Raw genomic sequence first — 21,658 nt, 5'->3', positions numbered from 1 at the left:
TAAAGGGATACCTTTCAACATTAACACTTAAAAACAATGAGTTAATGGAAGTGTCATTAAAAATTAAATGACTTAAGTCGTTAATGACATATCACTTACATGGGTATTTTTTACATTGCGAGTACAGTTAGTGGTTAGTTGATAGTCATGTTGATAAATTAAAAGGCTAAAACTTTTCAGTTTTAGCCTTTTATAGTGAAAAAATTCACCTTATCTTGCAGGTTTTTAATTCAAACCATACTTTAGTTTAGTCCATGCATCACATCTATGCCCTTGCTCTTACCTTCAGCATGACAAGTCATACAGCTTTCACTGCCAGGCTGATATATAGCACCTGATGTGGCATCAACTTGGTAAACCCCGCCAAATGACTCTGCATGTGCAGACCAGTTTTCAACGTTATTATGACAAGTTGCACACACTGCGACAGTGGGAGAGTATTCTGCAATCTCGCCTGCAACAGTTGCCTCTTTGGTCGCCACAATGACAGAAGGCTCATCAAATAAATTTTCCAGCGTTAATTGGCCTTCATCATGACAGGCACGACAATCGTTGGCTTCTGCAGGATATGTCATCATTTCACGCTCATCACCTTTGTAACCTTGAGTTGTGCGAGTGTTAGCATGTAAAGAATGCACTAACTCACGATAACCTAAACTATTCTCAATGGTTCTGAAGGCTTTAATGCTCGCATCACCTGGCGTGTGCTTATAACTTGCATTCAAGTATTTAACCATGTCATTGGTATGACAACTTTTACAGCTACCATCAGCAAAACCAGTCGCGACTTGAGGAGCATGGCATGCACCACATGTACGCCCATTACCTGGAGTCGATACCTTACTGTGTGCATCATTTACACGAGCTTGGAACTGATTATCATGACAAGCGGTACACTTTTGCTCGTTAATCACTTCATTGTATACAGAAACGTCTTTAGTCAATGCAATTGCAGCGTTCGCAGGAACTTCAACCGTGGTCGCTGTCAGTGATTCACATGAGGTCACAATACTTGTGGCCTCATCACCACAAATAAGCGCTTTAGCATACAAGGTACCGGTATCTGTTAGTCCGAAATCAGCAACATTAATATGACTAATCACTGCAGTAATTTTATTAGTCTCTCTGACTAAACTAATATCATCATTGTCACCAATAATATTCCAAACTAGACGTTGACCATTATTGATAGGTAACTCAGTTTGATTTTCATTGCCTGCTGCCACTAACCATAAACTATCAAATGACGGATCAAGTTCAGGGTTTATGCTCAGCGTATCGAAAGTGAGTTCTGCCGTTAATGTACCTGCATCACTATCTAATGCACTGCTTGTTATTTCGAATTCATACTGTGATGTAATAATGTCATTAATATTCACATTGGCATTATGAAATATTGCCGAGCCTTGTGGGTTGTTTGAATCTGGGTGACAACCACTACAACTCATTTCCCATGCATTTGGAAATGCATCACGGTCATGGAATAAACCAACAGCCGTTCCATTCCAGCTTTCTGGTGCATATTTTTCATGACAACTAAGACAAGTTTCTTGACCCGGATATTGATAGAAATCAGCTTGCGGTGTTGCATTTTCAATATGACATTGCTGACATTGATGCATATCACCAGGATAGGTCACCTCACTGTAATCATGCACAGACCCTTTGTAGCCAATAACAAGGTAATCACTTTTGTGAATTTTGTGTACTAGTGATGCCATGCCAATACTCACACCCGTTTCAGGGTCGCCTGAGTAACTGGTATGACACATAACGCAGCCTTCATAATCAAAGCGCTTGCTACCATGCATTAAGATACTTTTATCAGAAGCTAAATCAGTAGTGTGACAACGAACGCAGCTTTGGTCTGCAGCAATCAGCACTCGACTGTCAGCTTCATCAGCAGCAACGCCGGTGCTAGGATCAAAATCAAACGTACTGTTTACCAGCATTGATGATGTTTCTGCACCTGAATAAGGCAATAACTCAAGATAGATACGATGAACTTTTTCAGCATCATACTGAGTATCAATGGCATCAATTGCTGAATAGTTTTCTAAGGTTTGCGTAAAAGTATAACGATATAAACCGTTGCCAACCGACTCTAAGCAAGTGACTCCACAACCTGATTCTATGCTCGCTTGCCATTGGGTTCCTTTATTAACATCCCAACCCTCTTCTAAATCGTTATCAGCAACATCACCTGGTTCAACTACATTATTAATGTAGCTGGTCCATTGTGGAGATAGGTCTGTTTCTGCAGTGCCAGTCACTGGCTCTTGCTCACTATTTAAAGGTCTAATGCGCCTTTGTTGATCGCCCAACTTTGCGATACCTGCGCCAAGCGTAGGGATGGCATCGACTTCATCTAAGCCAACAACTGCCACACCATTCTCGTTACTTAAATAAAAATCAAACGAAACAGCTAAGTCATCACCAATTGTGACTGTTTCTATAGAGGCTTTTAAGGTTTTTGCGGAATAAATTGAAATATTCACATCACCAGGAGTACCGTCCTCTCCATCAGATCCATCCGAACCATCTGAACATGCGGTGAGCGCCATCATAGGAATTAACATTAATGGCGTGACTAGCCACTGTTTATAATTACCAGTTAGTTTTACCTTCATCATAGGTGTTCCTTTTTATTTTAGTCACATACTATTTTTATTTACTTATAATAATTGTTTATTTAAATAAATCTTATTGTGATAGCAATCAAGTAAACAATTAAATTAATGAATTATTTTAAAATAACTTTAATTTGATATTAACGATTCCAATTAATAATATTCAATATGTAGAAGCTGTAATTGCAAAATATAAAAACGTTTAAAATCATAAATTAAAAATGAAAATCACAATTCCACCTTTTAGAATACACCCCATAAAAGTGTGACCTGCAATATATATTCAAAGAATTAAGATTAATTGCATTTCAAATGTGATCATAATCAAATTGTTTTTAATTTAGTTCATTAATACTCAAGTGAAATAAAAGAATAATTATATTTTGAATTAATAACTAAAAGGAAATAAAAAATGATTACAAGGAGAGCGTTGCTTGCCAATGGTGCAAAGGTCGCTGTTGGTACTGTTTATTACGGTACTTTAGTCAGTTTTTTAACCGGTTGTGGCAGTAGCAGTGATGATGATACTGATACAGATAAACCTATCGTTGAAGTCCTTCCTGGCGGATTAATGGTCGTAAACCCTGTGATGTGCGTTGGCTGCCGTCGCTGTGAGATTGCCTGCAGTTGGAGTCACGGAAAATCAGCGGTGAGCCCAAGCACAGCAAGAATTAAAGTCGCTAAAAATCTTAACTTTGGACCACATGGTGTCCAAGATAATTACGAAGACCAGCGCGGTGAGCAAGGCGACGGTACTATCGTTCCTTCAACCTGTCGTCAGTGTGATGTCTGCATGACAGTCTGCCCTCAAGAAGCTATTTCGATAAACGAAACCACAGGCGCAAGAGTGGTAAATGATTCACTTTGCGTTGGTTGTGGTTATTGCGCCGACAAGTGCCCGCAACAAGTCATTACCATAGATAAAATAACGAGAAAATCTCTCAAATGCGATCTTTGTGAAGGTAACCCTAACTGTGCTCAAGTTTGTCCAACTGGCGCAATTAAATTTTATACCTGGGAAGATGCAGTCGCTGAAGTAGAACTCCATGAGAAATATCTCGCTCTCGTTTAAGTATTATTTATCTCAAGGGATAATTTTTAAGGAATCATTATGAGCAATAAATTTGGCGGCTGGGCCGGTTATGTATTACGAGTAAATTTAACAACGGGTTTAATCACAAAGGAAACAACTGAAACATACCACGATTATATTGGCGGCATGGGCATTGGTTATAAAGTGTTATGGGATAATCATGCGGATGGTATTAAAGCCACTGACGAAGAAAATAGATTAGTTATTTCAGCAGGCCCATTAAGTGGTTCAGGAGCTATATGTTCAGCAAGAACCACGATTACGTCTCGTAACCCCGTTATCAGAAATCACTTAATTACTGACGGACACTTTGGAGGGCACTTTTCTCCAGAATTAAAATTTGCAGGATATGACGCAATCATCGTTGAAGGTAAGTCTCCAACGCCTGTTTGGCTAAGAATTGAAGATGATAAAGTTACCCTTGAACCCGCAGATTCATTATGGGGTGTAGGAATATTTGATACTTTCGCTACCATCAGTAAATTAATGGGCCAACAAGCTCAGGTGGCAGCGATTGGTCCAGGTGGTGAAAACCTCGTCGCACAATCAACCATTCAAACCCAAGGCGGTCACTCTGCAGGTGGACATGGTTCAGTATTAGGCTCTAAAAAATTAAAAGCGATTGGTATTATTGGTACCGGTACAGTGGATATTGCAGAAAGCACCACCAATGAACAACTGCGCGCATTAGATGATCATATTCTCGGTATTATTGGTGCCAATAATAACGGCGTTGTACCAAATCAACCGCAGTCTTGGGCTGAATACAGCAGCACTACAAGTCGCTGGCGTGGCGGCCCGGGGGTAACGTGGGGCGCAGCTGACACTCCTGTCATATTAGAAGAAACCCCATGGGATGATCGCCAAAAAGTGGCAATGCGTACCTCTATGGCAGAATCATATTTTGGCCGCGAAGAAGCAAATAAAATCTTTAAACGCCCAGGTGGTTGCCATTCATGCCCTATTCGCTGCTTCTGTGAAATCAAAAACCCAAAAATGAAGACCGAATATAAGCTACCGACTGAAAACATCACTAACGTATGTTTGGGCTTCCTTGATCCTTGGTATGCGATGGGAAAACCTAGCCATGGCGAGAAACGTACCGACATTCAAACTGTTGGCGGCTATTACATGGATAACTTCGGTATTTGGAGTGCCTACGGTCAATTATCTCACGTCATGCGTGAATTTACAGCCCGCTCATTTTGGGAAATTCTATTACCTGCAGATGAGTTTGCCGCTATAAACTGGGCGCAATATGCTGATTTAGATGCCCACTTCATGCAAGACTTTTATACCCGCATTGCTTACGGCGCATCTTATGAAGGCTCAAACATTCTAGGTCGTACTCTTGGTAGAGGTTTACATAATTTTATCAACGATGATGGTGAACTATATCACTTAGAAGATATTCTGAATGAAGTTGAATCACCAAGAATGGCGGGATTAACATTCGCACTCGAATCAGACGAGCACTATGAATTCTATGGTAAGGCATATAGCGTATTCTTAGATAGTCACCTAAAAGTATTTAACCGTTCAATGGTGGGTGGCGTGCATCATGCTAGTGAGTCAGCGGGTCAAGTTGGCGCATTACTTAACACCGTATTTAATCGCGACCCGCAGTGTCACTCACATATTAACTTAATCAATTGTGGCCTTCCTTGGGCAAAAATTGCCGAAGTAGCTGAATCAATGTGGGGGCCAGGCGCATTTGATCCAGTCAAACATTACACCGCAATGAACACCTCTAAAGCTAAGTTTGCTAAATGGTGTTTAGTTAAAAACGTACTGCATGATTCCCTGACTTTATGTAATTGGATGTTCCCATTATTGGTTTCTCCAGATGTAGAGAAAGATTACCTCGGTGATAGCTCAATCGAATCACAAATGTTCTCTTTAGTTACAGGGGTTAAAACCACTGAGCAAGAGCTTGATGATAAAGCCGAAACGGTACTGCAACTTCATCGTGCATTAACAGTATTGCAAATGAATGAGCCAAATCAACGTGACAATCATGATGTGCTCGCTGAATGGGTATACGATTTAGACAGTGACAAAGCCTTTGGCGATGAAGGCACGATTAAAATGGATCGTGATGACATCCAAGTGGGTTTAGACATGTTCTACGCAGAAATGGGCTGGGACAACGCAACAGGTGTACCAACACGTGCCACCCTTGAAAAATTCAAGCTTGGGTATGTTGCCGATAAACTTGAAGGCCTAGGGCTATTACCTGCTTAATTGAGTGGTGAAATTATGATTGAGTTAGTTGATTACATTCGCTTGTTAAGTCGTGATGGTCGTTTAGTCACTGCAGAACAGATTATTGCTGTTGCAGGCTTAGAACTTGAAATCGAAGATGTTAATGCTGCCCATCAAGAATTAATTAAAGATGAGCAATATGCCGATATCCTTATCATCATGGGAAAAGAAGATTTTTACTTTTACTCAAAAAAGTACATTGTAAAAAGCTATGCTGAGCAATGGATTGGCGTCAACGATGGTGAGTTACTCAACACCATGGTTAATTACATTCGACGCTATGCAGCGTTAGGTGAATTGGCTGCGGCAGATAATTTTGCCCATCCTCCTTATAATCTAAATAAAGATGAGCTAGCGGGGTTAATAAAACAGTTCCAAGCGGTAACAGGCTATGAAGATATCAAGTTGAATATTGCTAATGATGGAACCAAACAATTTTTCTCAACTAACTCAATTACGGTCACCTATGCCGCGGTTTTAGCTGATGTTGATCCATTTGAGTGGTCAGCCTAACCTAAAAGTATTAGTGTAAATGAGCAATAACAGTTAATAAGTGCCAAATTATGATTTGGCACTTATTTTCTCATAAAACATATTTAACTTATGAGATAAATAACATAGATAACATACTGTTATTCAGTAATAAAAATCATTCCACTCCGTTGACCTCTGCGAACTATCATTTACAGAGCATAAACCCGCAAATAGTGTGACTAAGTTAATAGTTAATACAATCAGTCAAAACCTTCTATCCCTAAGTTGGTATATTTTATTGTATATGTATTTCACAGATATACGTAATATAGGGGTAAATTAGCCAATGATGACCACCACCACTCAAGAAAAACTTCAGCATCTTGACTACATGACATTATTAGTATTTTTAAGACTCTATGAGTTTCAAAGCGGCAAACTGACAGCTGAAGCTTTTAATGTGCCTCAATCAAAAATTAGTCGTTGTCTATCAAGATTACGTGATGGATTTGATGACCCACTCTTTATTAAGAAAGTAGCTGGCCTTGAAATAACTGATAAGGCACAACGCCTTTACCCAATCATCAAAAAAATCGAAATTAACCATATCGATTTAGCGCAAGAAATTGAAAAAAGTAGCACTAATCTTCATAACGAAATTACCATTCGGGCTCCTTCTGGATTTACCAATGGCGTATTAAGAAAGCTATACAACTGCACTTGCCATAATTCATGCGTTAAATCTGCAGTGCTACAAGACAATGGCCCAAATGATGAAGAGTTACTGCTCAATAATCATTGCGATGTTGTCATTAGTTGCCAACCTTCAACCCATGTTGGTATTCAAAATCAAAAGATTTGTGAAGTCACTGATACTTTTGTAGTCGCAAGACTTGATCACCCTATTTGGGATGAGATTTATAAGCCAATTTTAGACCGTGTACTCAACTACCCAGTCATTTTGACGGAAGTATTACACTTTAATAGTGAACTTGAGGCGACACCACTGAAGCAGTTTGCAGATAGTCGAAAGCGAGAGCTTAATGTTGCCGCTAAAACCAATAACCTTAATGAGATATCAGACTTCTTAATTGGAACTGATGCTATTACGCTGGTGGTTTCACAGGGTGCGGTTGATTACTTATCGCAAAACGATGATATTCGAGCACAAATAGTCCCAAAAGTTGAGCGTATGGAACTAATGCGAAATAAACCCAACATGACGCTTTATATGCAAACGAGAAAATCAGAACGTAAATTATCAAACTGCATTAAACAAAAACTGGCAGACTTGATCACCGTAGGGGCGAATGGTTGCATTAAAGCATCGCAATTTGAACGAGGATAACGAATAAGTTGCCAACCATTAAATGAAGCATTTCGTTAATAAGAGCAGTAAAACCATAATTTGCAGCTCTTATTATTGAGCGCTTTCCCCTCCCCTTTTTTGCCTTCTGTTTACTCTCTACCCGCTGGCAATAAGCTGGTTTCTAACTGAATATAGTCAAATCACGTTCCCATCTACAGCAGCTATCTCATATCAATCTCATAGGTAACTATCCTAGTTAACTCATTCCGTATTTGACAGCGTTACGCCTTACCCGCAAGATAATCAAAAGCAATTAAACGTTTGATTGAATTTTTAACTGTCGAACGACTTATATTAAAACTCATAAAATTAACCATAAATGTTTGCCTCATAAAGAATGGAATCCACATGCACAGAAAAAATATCATCATCACTGGAGCCAGTTCAGGGCTTGGCAAAGGCATGGCAATTGAGTTTGCTAAACAAGGCTGTAATTTAGGATTATGTGCTCGTCGCACCGAGCGCCTTGATGAACTCAAAACTGAATTACTGGCAATCAATCCACAAATTAACGTTTGGGTGTTAGCCCTTGATGTGAATAATCATCAACAAGTCTTTGAGGTGTTTGAGCAATACCAACAGCTAATGGGACAAGTCGATCGTGTAATCGTTAATGCAGGTATGGGCAAAGGGGGATCGATTGGTACCGGATTATTTGAAGCCAATAAACAAACAGCACAAACTAACTTTGTTGCAGCGCTTGCTCAATGCGAAGCAGCAATGAAAATTTTCAGAGAACAAAATTCAGGGCATTTGGTCACAGTGTCATCTATCAGTGCAGTAAGAGGTTTTCGACGTGCGATGACAGTTTATGCCGCAACGAAAGCCGGCTTAACCTCACTCACCGAAGGCATTAGAATTGATGTCATGCATACGCCAATAAAAGTCACTTGTGTACACCCTGGCTATATCAAAACTGAGATAAACGACCACGCCCAAGGCGCGCCCTTTATGGTGGATGCACAAACAGGTTGTAGAGCGATGGTTAAGTCAATCAATAAAGAGCCTGCAACGTGTTATGTACCCAGTTATCCTTGGGCAATACTGCAGTTGATACTAAGAATCCTGCCAGCAAGTATAATGCGAAAAATGAGTTAAAAATCGACTCCCTGACTTAAAATCATGCGTTTTGACATGAAATTTGTTCAAAAAATAATTTGATGCCGTTTCATCAAAAAAGTTTCAATGTTCTAGTTTTATTCATATTTCATACACAAAAAAAGCAGACATCTGTCTGCTTTGTGTTAACTCGAAAAACCGATTTTTTTACATTACGATTATTTACTTCACTTCAGTAATATTAATCGTGCCTTTACCGTAAGTAGGGTGCCCCTTCTTTTGTTCTGCAGGCAAGCGGTTAATGCAATAATTGATATAAAAGATACTGAATAATACCGTTAATACTTTATTGATTTTGTACTCAAAGCTAAAATTAACTTGAGCATAATCTTGCAATGCAGCCCTCGCTCTAAATGCCCAAAACACATAAAGAATAAAAGCTGCAAACAATAATAAACTGCCAAAGCCACTCACTAAACCTAAGTCACTATGAGATAACATACCGCCAAAACCGAAGCTAACCGCAATGCTCATAATGAACGTATCATCGGCAGTGCGAATTGAGGTTATCTTATCCATTTTAGGGTATTTTGCAAATAGCCAAATAATTGGATAAATCCCACCAGTAAATAATGTTAGCCAAAATAACCGACTGGTTTTTGTATTGATCTTATCTGGTAATTCTTTAATGTTGTTCATTCTAGCAATACTCAATATTTAGCTTGATGGGTTAGGGAGACGTTTCTGGTCAGTTTGCACAAATCCACTCTGCATTATCACAACCGACGTGGCTGTAATCAGCTTGTAAAATAGTACTATAAATCAGCAATTAACTGACACTTAAGGTTCTCTTATCTGGATTTTAGATCATTTCTATCATTTGGCAATATTTCTATCTCCCAGAATCCAGATAAATACTTAGACTACACAGCTATAAAGCGTCAAAACTAAAAAAACCTCTTGAAAAACTACCTTTAAAAGCAGTAAACCTTTACTCAAACCTTTATGGAAACCGGCACCAAAAGAAAAACGAACACAGGCTTATAGCCGGTGTTCGTTTAACATGACTTAGTTCGCTAATTCACCCTACCGAGTTAAGCCGTAAGTTCTTTAGCTAGCGCATCGGCATAGCCCATTTTCGTTAGCGCTGTTCGAATGATATCGAGCGTCATCGGGTCTTCGATGGTGGCTGGGACGGTATATTCATTATTGTCAGCAATCTTTCGCATAGTGGCACGTAGGATTTTACCAGAACGGGTTTTAGGCAGTTTTTGTACCGCGCTAACGAGCCTAAATGACGCTACTGGGCCAATTTCGTGACGAACTAATGCCAAAAGCTCTTTATATAACACTTCATCAGGTACATCGACGCCATTCTTAAGCACCACTAATCCTAGTGGCACCTGCCCTTTGAGTTTATCTTGCACCCCAATAACCGCGACTTCAGCAACTGCAGCATGTTGGCATAACACTTCTTCAAAACGGCCGGTAGATAATCGATGACCCGCAACATTAATAATGTCGTCAATGCGGCTCATAATATAGAGATAACCATCTTCATCAATATAGCCAGCATCGCCCGTTAAGTAATAACCTTCATACATGGATAAATAGCTTTCTACATAGCGTTCATCATTATTCCATAGCGTCGTTAAATTCCCTGGTGGTAGCGGTAATTTAATCACCACGTTACCACTTTCGTTGGCGTTAACTTGCTCTCCCATCGCATCAAGCACTTCTACTTGGTACCCAGGTACAGGTCTTGCTGGCGATCCCGCTTTAATCTCAATCGGATCAACACCCATCAAGTTCGCCGCCACTGGCCAACCGGTTTCAGTTTGCCACCAATGGTCAATCACGGGCTTTGAAAGTTTATCTTGCGCCCAATTAAGGGTATCAGGATCGCAGCGCTCGCCCGCAAGGAATACTTGCCCTAAACATGATAAATCTACGCCTTCAAGTAAGGTTCCATCAGGATCTTCTCGTTTAATCGCACGAATTGCAGTGGGCGCGGTAAAGAAGCTCTTCACCTTCTTTTCTTCAATTATGCGCCAAAAAGCGCCTGCATCAGGCGTACCGACAGGTTTGCCCTCATACATTAATGTGGTCGCGCCAATGAGTAATGGCCCATAAACAATATAAGAATGACCCACAACCCAGCCCACATCAGATGCAGCCCAAAACACATCACCTGCTCCAATATTGTAAATGTGTTTCATCGACCACATTAACGCAACCGCATGTCCGCCATTATCACGAACAACGCCTTTAGGCTTACCCGTTGTCCCCGACGTATAAAGCACATATAACGGATGAGTAGATTCAACTGCTAAGCAATCTACAGAAGGTGCATCACAAACAGCTTGTTGCCAGTCAACATCCCTCGGCGCGGTTAACTCAGCGCTATATTGCGGTCGATTGAGGATAATACAATGTTCAACTTGGTGAGTTGCTTGGCTTAATGCGTCATCGAGCAGAGGTTTGTATTTCACCACTCCTGATGGCTCAATACCGCAAGAGGCAGATAACACCAGTTTGGGTTCAGCGTCGTTAATGCGAGTGGCCAATTCATTGGCAGCAAAGCCGCCAAAAACCACTGAATGTATCGCGCCAATTCGGGCACAAGCCAACATGGCATAGGCGGTTTCAGGCACCATCGGCATATAAATAACCACTCTATCGCCTTTTTCTATGCCAATTGATTGCATGTAGCCCGCTAAACGACTCACTTGTGAGAGTAACTCTTGGTACGTAATACTGTACTGATTTTGAGTAACAGGACTAATGTACTCAATGGCAATACGCTCGCCATGGCCGGCGATGACATGACGATCGACAGCGTTATAACAGGTATTCATTTCACCACCAGCAAACCATTGATAAAATGGCGCATTACTGTCATTCAATACTTGCTCAAACGGTTTATCCCAAGCAATGGCAGTCGCGGCCTTACGCCAAAAACCATCTTTATCTTGTATAGACTGTAGATGCATCTCAATTCCTAAACCCGCCATAACCTACTCTCCTAACGACTGACATTTTACGTAAAGTTGTTTTATAAACTTTCTTTATAAAAAGATATAAAGCATAAGCATCACTTAATCCTGAAAAAAAGCTGGCACACCCCAAAAATGGCAAAGTGATAACCTTCAGAAATATATGATGAGTATTATTTAATTGAGATCATTATGGCGTGGTTAAAAAACAAACCCCATTAGACCAAGGGATATAGCAAAGCCATCAAGCATTGGACTAAAACCTAAGTGATAACAAGTAGGTTTAAGTTGATGATAATTATAAATTAGCACTAAAAAGGATAATAAAAAACCGGCACATGACTGAGTATTATGGTTATAATCCCAGCTTGTTAGTCATGTCCCCTCTGCGTTAATCCACTGCTGTTGGCAAGCTGTATTTACATTGTTTTAAGACAAAAAAACCTTAGCTAGCTGGCGACAAACTTTACCTTTACGTAAACTTCATATATCTTGCTTCAAAAGACGTACTTTTGGTGAAACGATGAGCGCAAGTTTAAACCCACAATCCACATATTCAATTAGTGACCTATCAAAAGAATTTGATATCACCACCCGTAGTATTCGTTTTTACGAAGACCAAGGGTTAATAAAACCTAAACGTCGCGGACAGACACGTATTTATAGTTTAAAAGACCGTGTTCGTTTAAAGCTGATATTGCGTGGCAAACGCTTAGGTTTTTCGCTAGCGGAAACCCGTCGTTTGTTCGAACTTTACGATGCAGATAAAAGCAGTACTTCACAACTTCATACCATGTTGGAGTTAGTCGAAGACAAAAAAGCTTCTTTGCAACAGCAAATGGACGATATCAAAGTTGTACTAATGGAACTCAATTCTGCAGAACAACAATGTAAGTCAGCGTTAGAGGAAAGTGTTAAATAACGACTCATCATCGACACCGAAAGATCCGTTTGACTGAATAATAAAAGCAACAATATAAAAATTATAAGCCTAAGAAACAACATAGTTTCACGGCGCAGATAGCTAATATTCAACAGGACACAGACAATGACATCACTCTACACAAGCCTAAATTTCGGCCTGGGCGAAGACGTGGACATGCTTCGCGATGCCGTACATGATTTTGCCTCAAACGAAATAGCGCCCATTGCGGCGCAAGTCGATAAAGACAATGAATTTCCTAACCATATGTGGCCAGTACTAGGTGATATGGGACTTCTTGGTGTCACAGTACCCGAAGAGTTTGGTGGCGCTAATATGGGCTACTTAGCGCACGTTGTCGCCATGGAAGAGATTTCACGCGCATCAGCTTCAATCGGCCTAAGTTATGGCGCTCACTCAAATCTGTGCGTTAACCAAATCAACCGTAATGGTAATGCTGCCCAAAAAGCCAAATACCTCCCTAAGCTTGTTAGCGGCGAACATATTGGCGCACTCGCCATGAGTGAACCCAATGCTGGTTCTGATGTGGTGTCAATGAAGCTAAGCGCGCGTAAAGAAGGCGACCGCTACGTGCTTAACGGCAATAAAATGTGGATCACCAATGGTCCTGACGCTGACACCTTAGTGATTTATGCCAAAACAGATTTTGACAAAGGTGCCCATGGCATCACTGCATTCATTGTTGAAAAAACCTTTAAAGGATTCAGCACCGCGCAAAAGCTCGATAAATTAGGCATGCGCGGCTCAAATACCTGTGAATTGGTATTCGATAACTGTGAAGTACCAGAAGAAAATATCTTAGGCGGCCTCAATAATGGCGTGAAGGTATTAATGAGTGGTCTAGATTACGAACGCGTGGTGCTATCTGGTGGCCCATTAGGCATCATGAATGCCTGTATGGATATTGTTATGCCGTACATTCATGAACGTGAACAGTTTGGTAAATCCATTGGTCAATTCCAATTAGTCCAAGGCAAATTAGCCGATATGTACACTGGCATGAACGCCGCGAAATCTTACATATATAACGTGGCAAAATCTTGCGACCGCGGTGAAGCGACTCGAAAAGATGCTGCTGGCGCCATTTTATACAGTGCAGAACTTGCCACTAAAATGTCACTGGATGCGATTCAGCTTCTAGGTGGTAATGGTTACGTGAATGATTACGCCACTGGGCGTTTATTACGTGATGCTAAGTTATATGAAATTGGTGCAGGTACCTCTGAAATTCGTCGTATGTTGATTGGACGCGAGCTGTTTAACGAATCCAAATAGCTTGTAAATTTGGATAGTTAATCCAAATAGCTTTTAATTTTGGATAGCTAATTCAAATAGCGGTTAAACAAAACAGTAAGCAAACAGCGACTAAAATAACGACAGAATTAACGCCAGAAAACAGCACCAAAACTATTCAACGTTAACGTCGATATCAAAGTGTTTAGTGCGTTGCGTGGTTGAGATACTCCCCCATTGGTCTCAGCCATGCTATCGCCTCACTTGACTCATTAAGGATATGAATTGTGACGCAATTGAGCAGCCGAATAAACTCCCGTAGCGACGAATTTAAAGCCAAGCAGAATGACATGGCCGCATTAGTCGATGACCTAAAAATCAAACTCGCAAAGATTGAACAAGGTGGCGGCCCTGTCGCACTTGAACGTCATCTATCGAGAGGTAAATTACTGCCCCGTCATCGAGTGGAAAAACTCCTTGATCCTGGTTCACCTTTTTTAGAAATCTCACAATTTGCCGCCTATGAAGTTTATGACGAAGCCGTTCCCGCTGCAGGCGTGATTGCAGGTATTGGCCGTGTAAGCGGTGTCGAATGCATGATTATTGCTAATGACGCAACCGTTAAGGGCGGCACTTACTACCCTATTACGGTTAAAAAGCATTTACGGGCACAAGACATTGCCAGTCGCTGTCATCTACCTTGCATCTACCTAGTTGATTCTGGCGGGGCAAACTTACCAAGACAAGATGAAGTGTTCCCAGATCGCGATCATTTCGGCCGTATCTTTTACAACCAAGCACAAATGTCAGCTAAAGGGATTCCGCAAGTGGCTGTGGTCATGGGCTTATGTACTGCGGGCGGCGCATATGTTCCCGCTATGGCAGATGAGTCGATTATCGTAAAAGAACAAGGGACGATTTTCTTAGCGGGTCCACCGCTAGTGAAAGCTGCTACCGGAGAAGAAGTGACCGCTGAAGAGTTAGGCGGCGCTGAAGTTCACACTAAAATTTCTGGTGTTGCCGATCATTTAGCTCAAAACGATGACCACGCACTAGAGCTCGCACGCAAAGCGATTTCGCGCTTAAATCATCAAAAGCAAATTGCAGCCCAGCTAAGTCCATCAAAGCCGCCTAAATTCGATATTAGTGAATTATATGGCATTGTCGGCACCGACCTTAAAAAGCCATTTGATGTTAAAGAAGTGATTGCCCGGGTTGTTGATGATTCTGATTTTGACGAGTTTAAAGCCAACTATGGCAATACTCTGGTTTGTGGTTTTGCCCGCATCCATGGTTACCCTGTCGGCATTGTGGCAAATAACGGTATTTTATTTTCTGAATCTGCCCAAAAAGGCGCTCACTTTATTGAGTTATGTTGCCAACGTAAAATCCCCTTACTGTTCTTACAAAATATCACTGGCTTCATGGTGGGTAAAAAGTACGAACATGAAGGCATTGCCAAACACGGCGCCAAAATGGTGACCGCAGTATCTTGTGCCAACGTGCCTAAGTTCACTGTCATTATTGGTGGTAGCTATGGCGCAGGTAACTACGGCATGTGTGGCCGTGCATTTGAACCCACCATGATGTGGATGTGGCCTAATGCCCGTATTTCAGTCATGGGCGGCGAACAAGCCGCTGGGGTGTTAGCAACCGTGCGTCGTGATGGTTTAGCCCGTAAAGGCCAACAATGGTCAGATGAAGACGAGCAAGCATTTAGAAAACCCATTGTTGAGCAGTATGACAAAGAAGGCCATCCATACCACGCCAGTGCGCGCCTTTGGGATGATGGCATTATCGACCCAGCTCAAACTCGTGATGTGGTGGGTTTGGCCTTATCGGCGGCATTAAATGCGCCTATTGAAGACACCAAGTTTGGTGTATTCCGCATGTAATTGCGGCTTAACAATAGGAGTATTTTTATGACAGAAACCACGAATAACAAGCAGTCATTTCATCATCAATTTGAATATGTGGAATGTAAACTTGACCAAGGTGTTGCTGAGCTGATTTTAAATCGCGTTGAAAAGCATAATGCCTTTGATGAAGTGATGATAAACGAAATGATCACCGTCATCGAAGCCTTTGCTAAAAATGACCACTGCAACATGTTAATTGTGCGCGCTAATGGCAAAAACTTCAGTGCCGGCGCCGACCTTAACTGGATGCGCAAGCAAGCAAAAATGGACTTTGAGCAAAACCTGCTTGATGCCAATGAGCTTGCTAAATTAATGCATGTACTGGATAAGTTTCCTAAACCTACCATCGCATTAGTTAATGGTGCGGCTTTTGGCGGCGCATTAGGGTTAATTTGCTGTTGTGACATCGCCATCGCCAATGAGCGGGCAAGCTTTTGCCTCAGTGAAGTCAAACTTGGCTTAATCCCCGCAGTTATCAGCCCATACGTGGTACGTGCCATGGGTAACCGTCAAGCGCGCCGCTATATGCTCACCGCCGAACGTTTCAGTGCTGCCGTAGCCTTAACCCATCAAGTGATCCATGAAATCAATGACGACCTAGACGCCGCAGCAAAACCTTTCATCGAGGCGTTTAACGCTAACAGTCCACAAGGCATGGCTTGGGCAAAAACCTTAGTATCTCACCTTGAAGATGGCGTAATCGATGACGCAACGCTTGCACATACTAGCGAGCAGATTGCTCGAATTCGTGTATCAGACGAAGGCCAAGAAGGCCTTAATGCATTCTTTGAAAAACGCACACCATCTTGGAATGCGCAATCGACCATAAGCAGCACTAAGACTGATGCACAGGGAGCCCAATAATGTTTACTAAAATTTTAATTGCCAATCGCGGTGAGATTGCATGTCGCATCATTAATACCGCTCGCGCTATGGGTGTTCGTACTGTCGCACTATTTTCAGACGCAGATGCCAATGCACGCCATGTTGCAATGGCGGATGAGTCATTCCACATTGGTGGCAGCGCACCCGCTGATTCATACCTAAAAGCTGATGTGATTATTGATATCGCTAAGCGCGCCGGTGCTGAGGCCATTCACCCAGGTTATGGTTTCTTATCTGAAAATGCCGCCTTTGCCCGCAGTTGTGAGCAAAATGGCATTGCCTTTATTGGCCCAGGCAGTGATGCCATTGATTCAATGGGCAGTAAAAGCGCCGCTAAAATCATTATGGGCGCAGCCAATGTGCCGTTAGTACCGGGTTATCATGGTGATGACCAAACTGACGAAACTCTGCTGGCTGAAGCTAAAAATGTCGGCTACCCAATGCTTATCAAAGCGGCTTATGGCGGCGGTGGTAAAGGCATGCGTATTGTCGAAAACCAATCAGACGTGCTTGAAGCGATCAATTCAGCTCGCCGTGAAGCGGCATCATCATTTGGTAATGACAAACTATTGATGGAGCGTTACTTACGCCAGCCCCGTCATGTTGAAGTGCAAGTTTTTGCTGACTCATTTGGCAATACTATTTACTTATCAGACCGAGATTGTTCAATCCAACGTCGCCATCAAAAAGTGGTTGAAGAGGCGCCAGCGCCTGGGCTTTCTGATGCACTGCGTAAACAAATGGGTGATGCAGCAGTTGCAGCCGCTAAAGCCATTGATTATGTCGGCGCAGGGACTGTTGAATTTTTACTTGATACCGATGACAGCTTCTACTTCATGGAAATGAATACTCGCTTGCAAGTGGAGCACCCAGTGACAGAAATGGTCACCGGACAAGACTTAGTAAAGTGGCAGTTAATGGTTGCCAGTGGCAGTGAGTTGCCACTTACTCAAGCGGAAGTGCGCATTCATGGCCACTCTTTTGAAGTGCGTATTTATGCTGAAGACCCCCGCAATGAGTTTTTACCCGCAGCAGGCAAATTAAACTTCTTGCGCGAACCCGATCAAAATCGCCACGTGCGCATTGATTCTGGTATTCGCGAAAATGATGTCATCAGTAACTTTTACGACCCGATGATTTCAAAGCTAATTGTGTGGGATGAGTCTCGCCCACGGGCATTACAGCGTTTAACTCACGCGTTAAGTTCATACCAAATCAGTGGCGTTAAACATAATATCGAGTTCCTTGCCAATATCGCTGAGCATAAAGCTTTTGCTGACGCGGATTTCTGTACTGATTTTATTGAGCGTTACTCACACAGCTTAATTGGTGATGTCACTGACGAGTCTGAAAATGCACTGGCGTTAGCAGGACTTTACCAAGTTCTGGCCCGTCAGCAAGCAGCTAAGTTAACCGCCACAAACTGTAATGACCCCTATTCACCTTGGGGACAGGTTAGCGGCTTTAGACTCAACAGTGCCAGCGTGCATCATGTTGCCTTGTTACATGAAACTGGCGGCGATGAACATGAACTGCAAAATCTGCTGATCACTGATTTAGGTGACTCGTTTCATCTTGCACAGAACGGCCAAGCGCTAAAACTTGCAGGCTCGATTAAAGATGAAGTGCTACTGGCTGAAATTAATGGCCATAAAAGCAAAGTCCCCGTCAGCCATCAAGGTGATGACTTCACCTTGTTCTTACCCAGCGGCAGTTATCACTTTAAAGCGGTATTAGCTCAAGTAGCTGAAGATGAAGTGAACAGCGCGGATAAGCTCAAAGCCCCAATGAATGGCACCGTGGTAACCCATTTAGTTGAAGTTGGTGACAGCGTTAAAGAAGGCCAAGGTCTTCTTGTCATGGAAGCTATGAAAATGGAATACACCATTGAAGCGCCTTTTGATGGTGTCGTCAGTGCGTTTTACTTTCAAAGTGGCGAGCTCGTCACCGATGGCGCCCAGCTGCTTAATGTAGAAGAAACTCTTAACGAAGAGTCACCTGCAGCTAATGAAGCACAAGCGCCAAGCACTGAACAAGAGAAGGCATAACATGCTACCGAGCAATCTCCCTACTCAAGTCAGTATCTTTGAAGTTGGCGCCCGTGACGGACTTCAAAATGAAAAAACAGTCTCAATTGAAAACAAAATCGCCCTGATTGAGCAATTAGCAGATGCAGGCGTAAACCGTATTGAAGCTGCCAGTTTTGTGTCACCTAAGTGGGTGCCACAAATGGCCGACTCCGGTGATATTTTACGACAAATCAAGCGTAAACAAGGGGTGGTCTACTCTGCCCTGACCCCGAACTTAAAGGGACTGGAACTTGCGCTTGACGCTGGCGCAGACGAAGTAGCCATTTTTGGCGCGGCATCAGAAAGCTTTAGCCAACGTAATATTAATTGCTCGATTGAAGAATCAATAGCGCGCTTCGAGCCAGTCATGGCGCTGGCTAAAGAGCAAAATATAAAAGTGCGCGGTTACGTGTCATGTGTACTGGGTTGCCCTTACGAAGGTGACATTGATATCGCCCAAGTGGCACGAGTGTCTGAAATACTTTACAAAATGGGCTGTTACGAGATTTCGCTCGGTGACACCATTGGTGTTGGCACGCCACTAAAAGCCCGTAAGATGGTTGAAGCAGTTGCTAATTTAGTCCCCGTTGATAAATTGGCGCTGCATTTTCACGATACTTATGGTCAAGCGCTGGCCAACATCCAAGCCTGCTTAGAAACTGGGGTTAGCGTTATTGACTCATCTGTTGCAGGCCTTGGCGGCTGCCCTTATGCCAAAGGCGCATCAGGTAACCTCGCCACTGAAGATGTGGTCTATATGCTCCATGGTATGGGTATTGAAACAGGCATAGATTTACAAAAACTTGCCCAAGCAGGCATGAAAATTAGCCAAGTATTAGATCGACCAACAGGCTCAAAAGTTGCTCAAGCGCTCTTAGCGAACTAAATAAGTAACTGCGCGTTCAGCATTAGTAGCACTCATTAGATTGATAAAAATTTGCTCACAGCAAAATGAAAAGGACAAGATTATGGCAGGACTGAATAAAGTCGTACAAAGTTACCAAGAAGCCTTAGACGGCCTAAGTAATGACATGACAATCATGGTCGGTGGCTTTGGCTTGTGCGGTATTCCAGAAGGTCTTATCAACCATATGGTTACCACAGGTGTAAGCGGACTTACCGCGATTTCAAATAATGCCGGCGTTGATGACTTTGGTTTAGGCTTGCTGCTTAAAGAGCGTCAAATAGCCACCATGATTGCCTCTTATGTGGGTGAAAACGCCACCTTTGAACAGCAAATGTTGTCTGGTGAGTTAAATGTCATCTTAACTCCCCAAGGCACTTTAGCTGAAAAAATTCGCGCTGGCGGCGCAGGCATTCCTGCATTCTTTACCGCAACAGGTTATGGCACCCCCATTGCTGACGGTAAAGAAACCCGTGAAATTAAAGGTCGTCACTACGTACTCGAAGAGTCACTAACTGCAGACTTTGCTTTAGTACGCGCGTGGAAAGCTGACACTATGGGTAACTTAATATTTCGCAAAACAGCGGCGAACTTTAATCCAATGATGGCCACTGCGGGTAAAATCACCGTAGTTGAAGCTGAAGAGATTGTTCAGCCTGGCGAGTTAGACCCAAACCATATCCATACCCCTGGGATTTATGTTGATCGCGTTATTCAAGCAAGTTTCGAGAAACGAATCGAGCAGCGCACCGTTAAAAATTCAGACAACAAAGCATAAGGAGCAAGAACATGGCTTTATCAAGAGAACAACTTGCTCAGCGTGTAGCACAAGAAATGCAAGACGGCTTTTACGTTAACCTCGGTATTGGCATTCCCACTCTCGTGGCAAACTACATCCCTGAAGGCATGGCAGTAATGCTGCAATCTGAAAATGGCTTATTAGGTATGGGCGAATTCCCAACTGAAGACACCATTGATGCCGATCTGATTAATGCGGGTAAGCAAACCGTTACCGCTGTAGATGGCGCTTCATTTTTCTCATCGGCAGAAAGCTTTGCCATGATCCGTGGCGGCCATGTGGATTTAACGGTACTTGGCGCTTTTGAAGTCGACGTAAACGGCTCAATCGCCTCGTGGATGATCCCAGGTAAATTGATTAAAGGCATGGGCGGCGCCATGGATTTAGTGGCAGGCGCTGACAATATTATTGTCACCATGATGCATGCCGATAAAAAAGGTAACTCTAAACTTTTACCTGTGTGTGAACTGCCGTTAACGGGTTATGGCTGCATTAAACGCGTCATGACAGATTTGGCCTTTATGGAAATCAAAGACGGCGCATTCCACTTATTAGAGCGCGCACCTGGTGTGAGTGTTGAAGAGATTCAATCTAAGACTGCAGGTAAGTTGGTCGTGCCAGAGCATGTACCAGAAATGGTATTTTAAATTGAATGGTTGATTCAATTTAACTTTAGATAAAAGATTAAAAGCGAGCTTCATTGAAGTTCGCTTTTTTGTTGGTGATTCTGAAGTTTTATGTGATTGCTTAAAGCCACAAAGATAACAGCAAGATCAAGGTCGTGGCGCTTCGCCCACACCAGACCAAAAGGGAGTGGACGGCAACTCCCTCTTGGAACACCCACCCGCTCCAACGAAGTGTCTTCCCTCTGACTACTAAGCAAATTCACTACCGCCTCAGATTCGCCATCCATAGCTCAATCTGAGGCTATGTCGGCGTCCTGCCTCCATCACGTGAATTGACTTAACGTCATCGGACACTTCGAATGGAGATTGTTGAGCCGGCTGACAAAGTTTAGTT

The 21,658-nt window shown here is 42.5% G+C and carries 16 protein-coding genes; 13 read left to right on the top strand and 3 right to left on the bottom strand.

What is annotated here, in order from left to right:
• Positions 1–242: 242 nt before the first annotated feature.
• A complete protein-coding gene (locus tag FPK91_RS20380; protein WP_144213869.1) occupies positions 243–2,633 on the bottom strand; it encodes an OmcA/MtrC family decaheme c-type cytochrome in 2,391 nt (796 codons plus the stop codon).
• Between the two features lie 409 nt (positions 2,634–3,042).
• Here FPK91_RS20380 and FPK91_RS20375 point away from each other — a divergent pair, with 409 nt between their 5' ends.
• From FPK91_RS20375 to FPK91_RS20355, 5 genes are all read left to right on the top strand, one after another.
• Entirely contained in the window at positions 3,043–3,702 is a 660-nt protein-coding gene (locus FPK91_RS20375; RefSeq protein ID WP_144213867.1) for a 4Fe-4S dicluster domain-containing protein, read from the top strand.
• Positions 3,703–3,741: 39 nt separating this feature from the next.
• A complete protein-coding gene (locus FPK91_RS20370; RefSeq protein ID WP_144213865.1) occupies positions 3,742–5,967 on the top strand; it encodes an aldehyde ferredoxin oxidoreductase in 2,226 nt (741 codons plus the stop codon).
• Positions 5,968–5,982: 15 nt separating this feature from the next.
• Positions 5,983–6,501 (top strand): hypothetical protein, encoded by a 519-nt coding sequence (locus tag FPK91_RS20365; protein WP_144213863.1) that lies wholly within the window; start codon positions 5,983–5,985, stop codon positions 6,499–6,501.
• A 307-nt stretch (positions 6,502–6,808) separates the two neighbouring features.
• Entirely contained in the window at positions 6,809–7,810 is a 1,002-nt protein-coding gene (locus tag FPK91_RS20360) for a LysR family transcriptional regulator (protein ID WP_144213861.1), read from the top strand.
• Between the two features lie 369 nt (positions 7,811–8,179).
• Entirely contained in the window at positions 8,180–8,929 is a 750-nt protein-coding gene (locus FPK91_RS20355) for an SDR family oxidoreductase (RefSeq protein ID WP_144213859.1), read from the top strand.
• Between the two features lie 183 nt (positions 8,930–9,112).
• Here the strand turns inward: FPK91_RS20355 and FPK91_RS20350 are convergent, their stop codons facing one another.
• Positions 9,113–9,589, bottom strand: a complete 477-nt coding sequence (locus tag FPK91_RS20350; protein WP_144213857.1) for a hypothetical protein — start codon at positions 9,587–9,589, stop codon at positions 9,113–9,115.
• 395 nt (positions 9,590–9,984) lie between these two features.
• Positions 9,985–11,904 carry a propionyl-CoA synthetase gene (locus tag FPK91_RS20345; RefSeq protein ID WP_144213855.1) on the bottom strand — a complete coding sequence of 640 codons (1,920 nt, stop codon included), beginning with the start codon at positions 11,902–11,904 and terminating at the stop codon, positions 9,985–9,987.
• Between the two features lie 505 nt (positions 11,905–12,409).
• On the opposite strand from FPK91_RS20345, the gene FPK91_RS20340 reads away from it, so the two are divergent.
• The 8 genes from FPK91_RS20340 (at position 12,410) to FPK91_RS20305 (ending at position 21,285) form a co-directional block, all read left to right on the top strand.
• Complete coding sequence (locus FPK91_RS20340; protein WP_144213853.1) at positions 12,410–12,808, top strand: MerR family transcriptional regulator; 399 nt, start codon at positions 12,410–12,412, stop codon at positions 12,806–12,808.
• 126 nt (positions 12,809–12,934) lie between these two features.
• Positions 12,935–14,104 (top strand): isovaleryl-CoA dehydrogenase, encoded by a 1,170-nt coding sequence (locus tag FPK91_RS20335; protein ID WP_144213851.1) that lies wholly within the window; start codon positions 12,935–12,937, stop codon positions 14,102–14,104.
• A gap of 245 nt (positions 14,105–14,349) precedes the next feature.
• Positions 14,350–15,957 (top strand): carboxyl transferase domain-containing protein, encoded by a 1,608-nt coding sequence (locus FPK91_RS20330; RefSeq protein WP_144213849.1) that lies wholly within the window; start codon positions 14,350–14,352, stop codon positions 15,955–15,957.
• 27 nt (positions 15,958–15,984) lie between these two features.
• Positions 15,985–16,845, top strand: coding sequence for an enoyl-CoA hydratase-related protein (locus tag FPK91_RS20325; RefSeq protein ID WP_144213847.1), 861 nt, complete (start codon positions 15,985–15,987; stop codon positions 16,843–16,845).
• Positions 16,845–18,914, top strand: a complete 2,070-nt coding sequence (locus FPK91_RS20320) for an acetyl-CoA carboxylase biotin carboxylase subunit (RefSeq protein WP_144213845.1) — start codon at positions 16,845–16,847, stop codon at positions 18,912–18,914. The genes FPK91_RS20325 and FPK91_RS20320 overlap by 1 nt, the downstream gene beginning before the upstream one ends.
• Before the next feature lies 1 nt (position 18,915).
• The gene (locus FPK91_RS20315) at positions 18,916–19,821 is read left to right on the top strand and encodes a hydroxymethylglutaryl-CoA lyase (RefSeq protein ID WP_144213843.1); all 906 of its coding nucleotides are present in this window, start codon (positions 18,916–18,918) and stop codon (positions 19,819–19,821) included.
• Between the two features lie 82 nt (positions 19,822–19,903).
• Positions 19,904–20,617: a CoA transferase subunit A gene (locus tag FPK91_RS20310; RefSeq protein ID WP_144213841.1), complete on the top strand. Its 714-nt coding sequence runs from the start codon at positions 19,904–19,906 to the stop codon at positions 20,615–20,617.
• Between the two features lie 11 nt (positions 20,618–20,628).
• Positions 20,629–21,285 (top strand): 3-oxoacid CoA-transferase subunit B, encoded by a 657-nt coding sequence (locus FPK91_RS20305; RefSeq protein ID WP_144213839.1) that lies wholly within the window; start codon positions 20,629–20,631, stop codon positions 21,283–21,285.
• Positions 21,286–21,658: the final 373 nt, after the last annotated feature.

Source organism: Shewanella donghaensis, assembly GCF_007567505.1.
GTDB lineage: Bacteria > Pseudomonadota > Gammaproteobacteria > Enterobacterales > Shewanellaceae > Shewanella > Shewanella donghaensis.
This window is presented reverse-complemented; position numbering and strand designations above follow the sequence as displayed.

What these genes read in the sequence shown, in the direction of transcription:
- FPK91_RS20380 (WP_144213869.1), bottom strand. Translation starts at nt 2,633, where the DNA reads ATGATGAAGGTAAAACTAACTGGTAATTATAAACAGTGGCTAGTCACG.
- FPK91_RS20360 (WP_144213861.1), top strand. Translation starts at nt 6,809, where the DNA reads ATGATGACCACCACCACTCAAGAAAAACTTCAGCATCTTGACTACATG.
- FPK91_RS20340 (WP_144213853.1), top strand. Translation starts at nt 12,410, where the DNA reads ATGAGCGCAAGTTTAAACCCACAATCCACATATTCAATTAGTGACCTA.
- FPK91_RS20370 (WP_144213865.1), top strand. Translation starts at nt 3,742, where the DNA reads ATGAGCAATAAATTTGGCGGCTGGGCCGGTTATGTATTACGAGTAAAT.
- FPK91_RS20355 (WP_144213859.1), top strand. Translation starts at nt 8,180, where the DNA reads ATGCACAGAAAAAATATCATCATCACTGGAGCCAGTTCAGGGCTTGGC.
- FPK91_RS20310 (WP_144213841.1), top strand. Translation starts at nt 19,904, where the DNA reads ATGGCAGGACTGAATAAAGTCGTACAAAGTTACCAAGAAGCCTTAGAC.
- FPK91_RS20350 (WP_144213857.1), bottom strand. Translation starts at nt 9,589, where the DNA reads ATGAACAACATTAAAGAATTACCAGATAAGATCAATACAAAAACCAGT.
- FPK91_RS20365 (WP_144213863.1), top strand. Translation starts at nt 5,983, where the DNA reads ATGATTGAGTTAGTTGATTACATTCGCTTGTTAAGTCGTGATGGTCGT.
- FPK91_RS20320 (WP_144213845.1), top strand. Translation starts at nt 16,845, where the DNA reads ATGTTTACTAAAATTTTAATTGCCAATCGCGGTGAGATTGCATGTCGC.
- FPK91_RS20345 (WP_144213855.1), bottom strand. Translation starts at nt 11,904, where the DNA reads ATGGCGGGTTTAGGAATTGAGATGCATCTACAGTCTATACAAGATAAA.
- FPK91_RS20325 (WP_144213847.1), top strand. Translation starts at nt 15,985, where the DNA reads ATGACAGAAACCACGAATAACAAGCAGTCATTTCATCATCAATTTGAA.
- FPK91_RS20375 (WP_144213867.1), top strand. Translation starts at nt 3,043, where the DNA reads ATGATTACAAGGAGAGCGTTGCTTGCCAATGGTGCAAAGGTCGCTGTT.
- FPK91_RS20305 (WP_144213839.1), top strand. Translation starts at nt 20,629, where the DNA reads ATGGCTTTATCAAGAGAACAACTTGCTCAGCGTGTAGCACAAGAAATG.
- FPK91_RS20315 (WP_144213843.1), top strand. Translation starts at nt 18,916, where the DNA reads ATGCTACCGAGCAATCTCCCTACTCAAGTCAGTATCTTTGAAGTTGGC.
- FPK91_RS20335 (WP_144213851.1), top strand. Translation starts at nt 12,935, where the DNA reads ATGACATCACTCTACACAAGCCTAAATTTCGGCCTGGGCGAAGACGTG.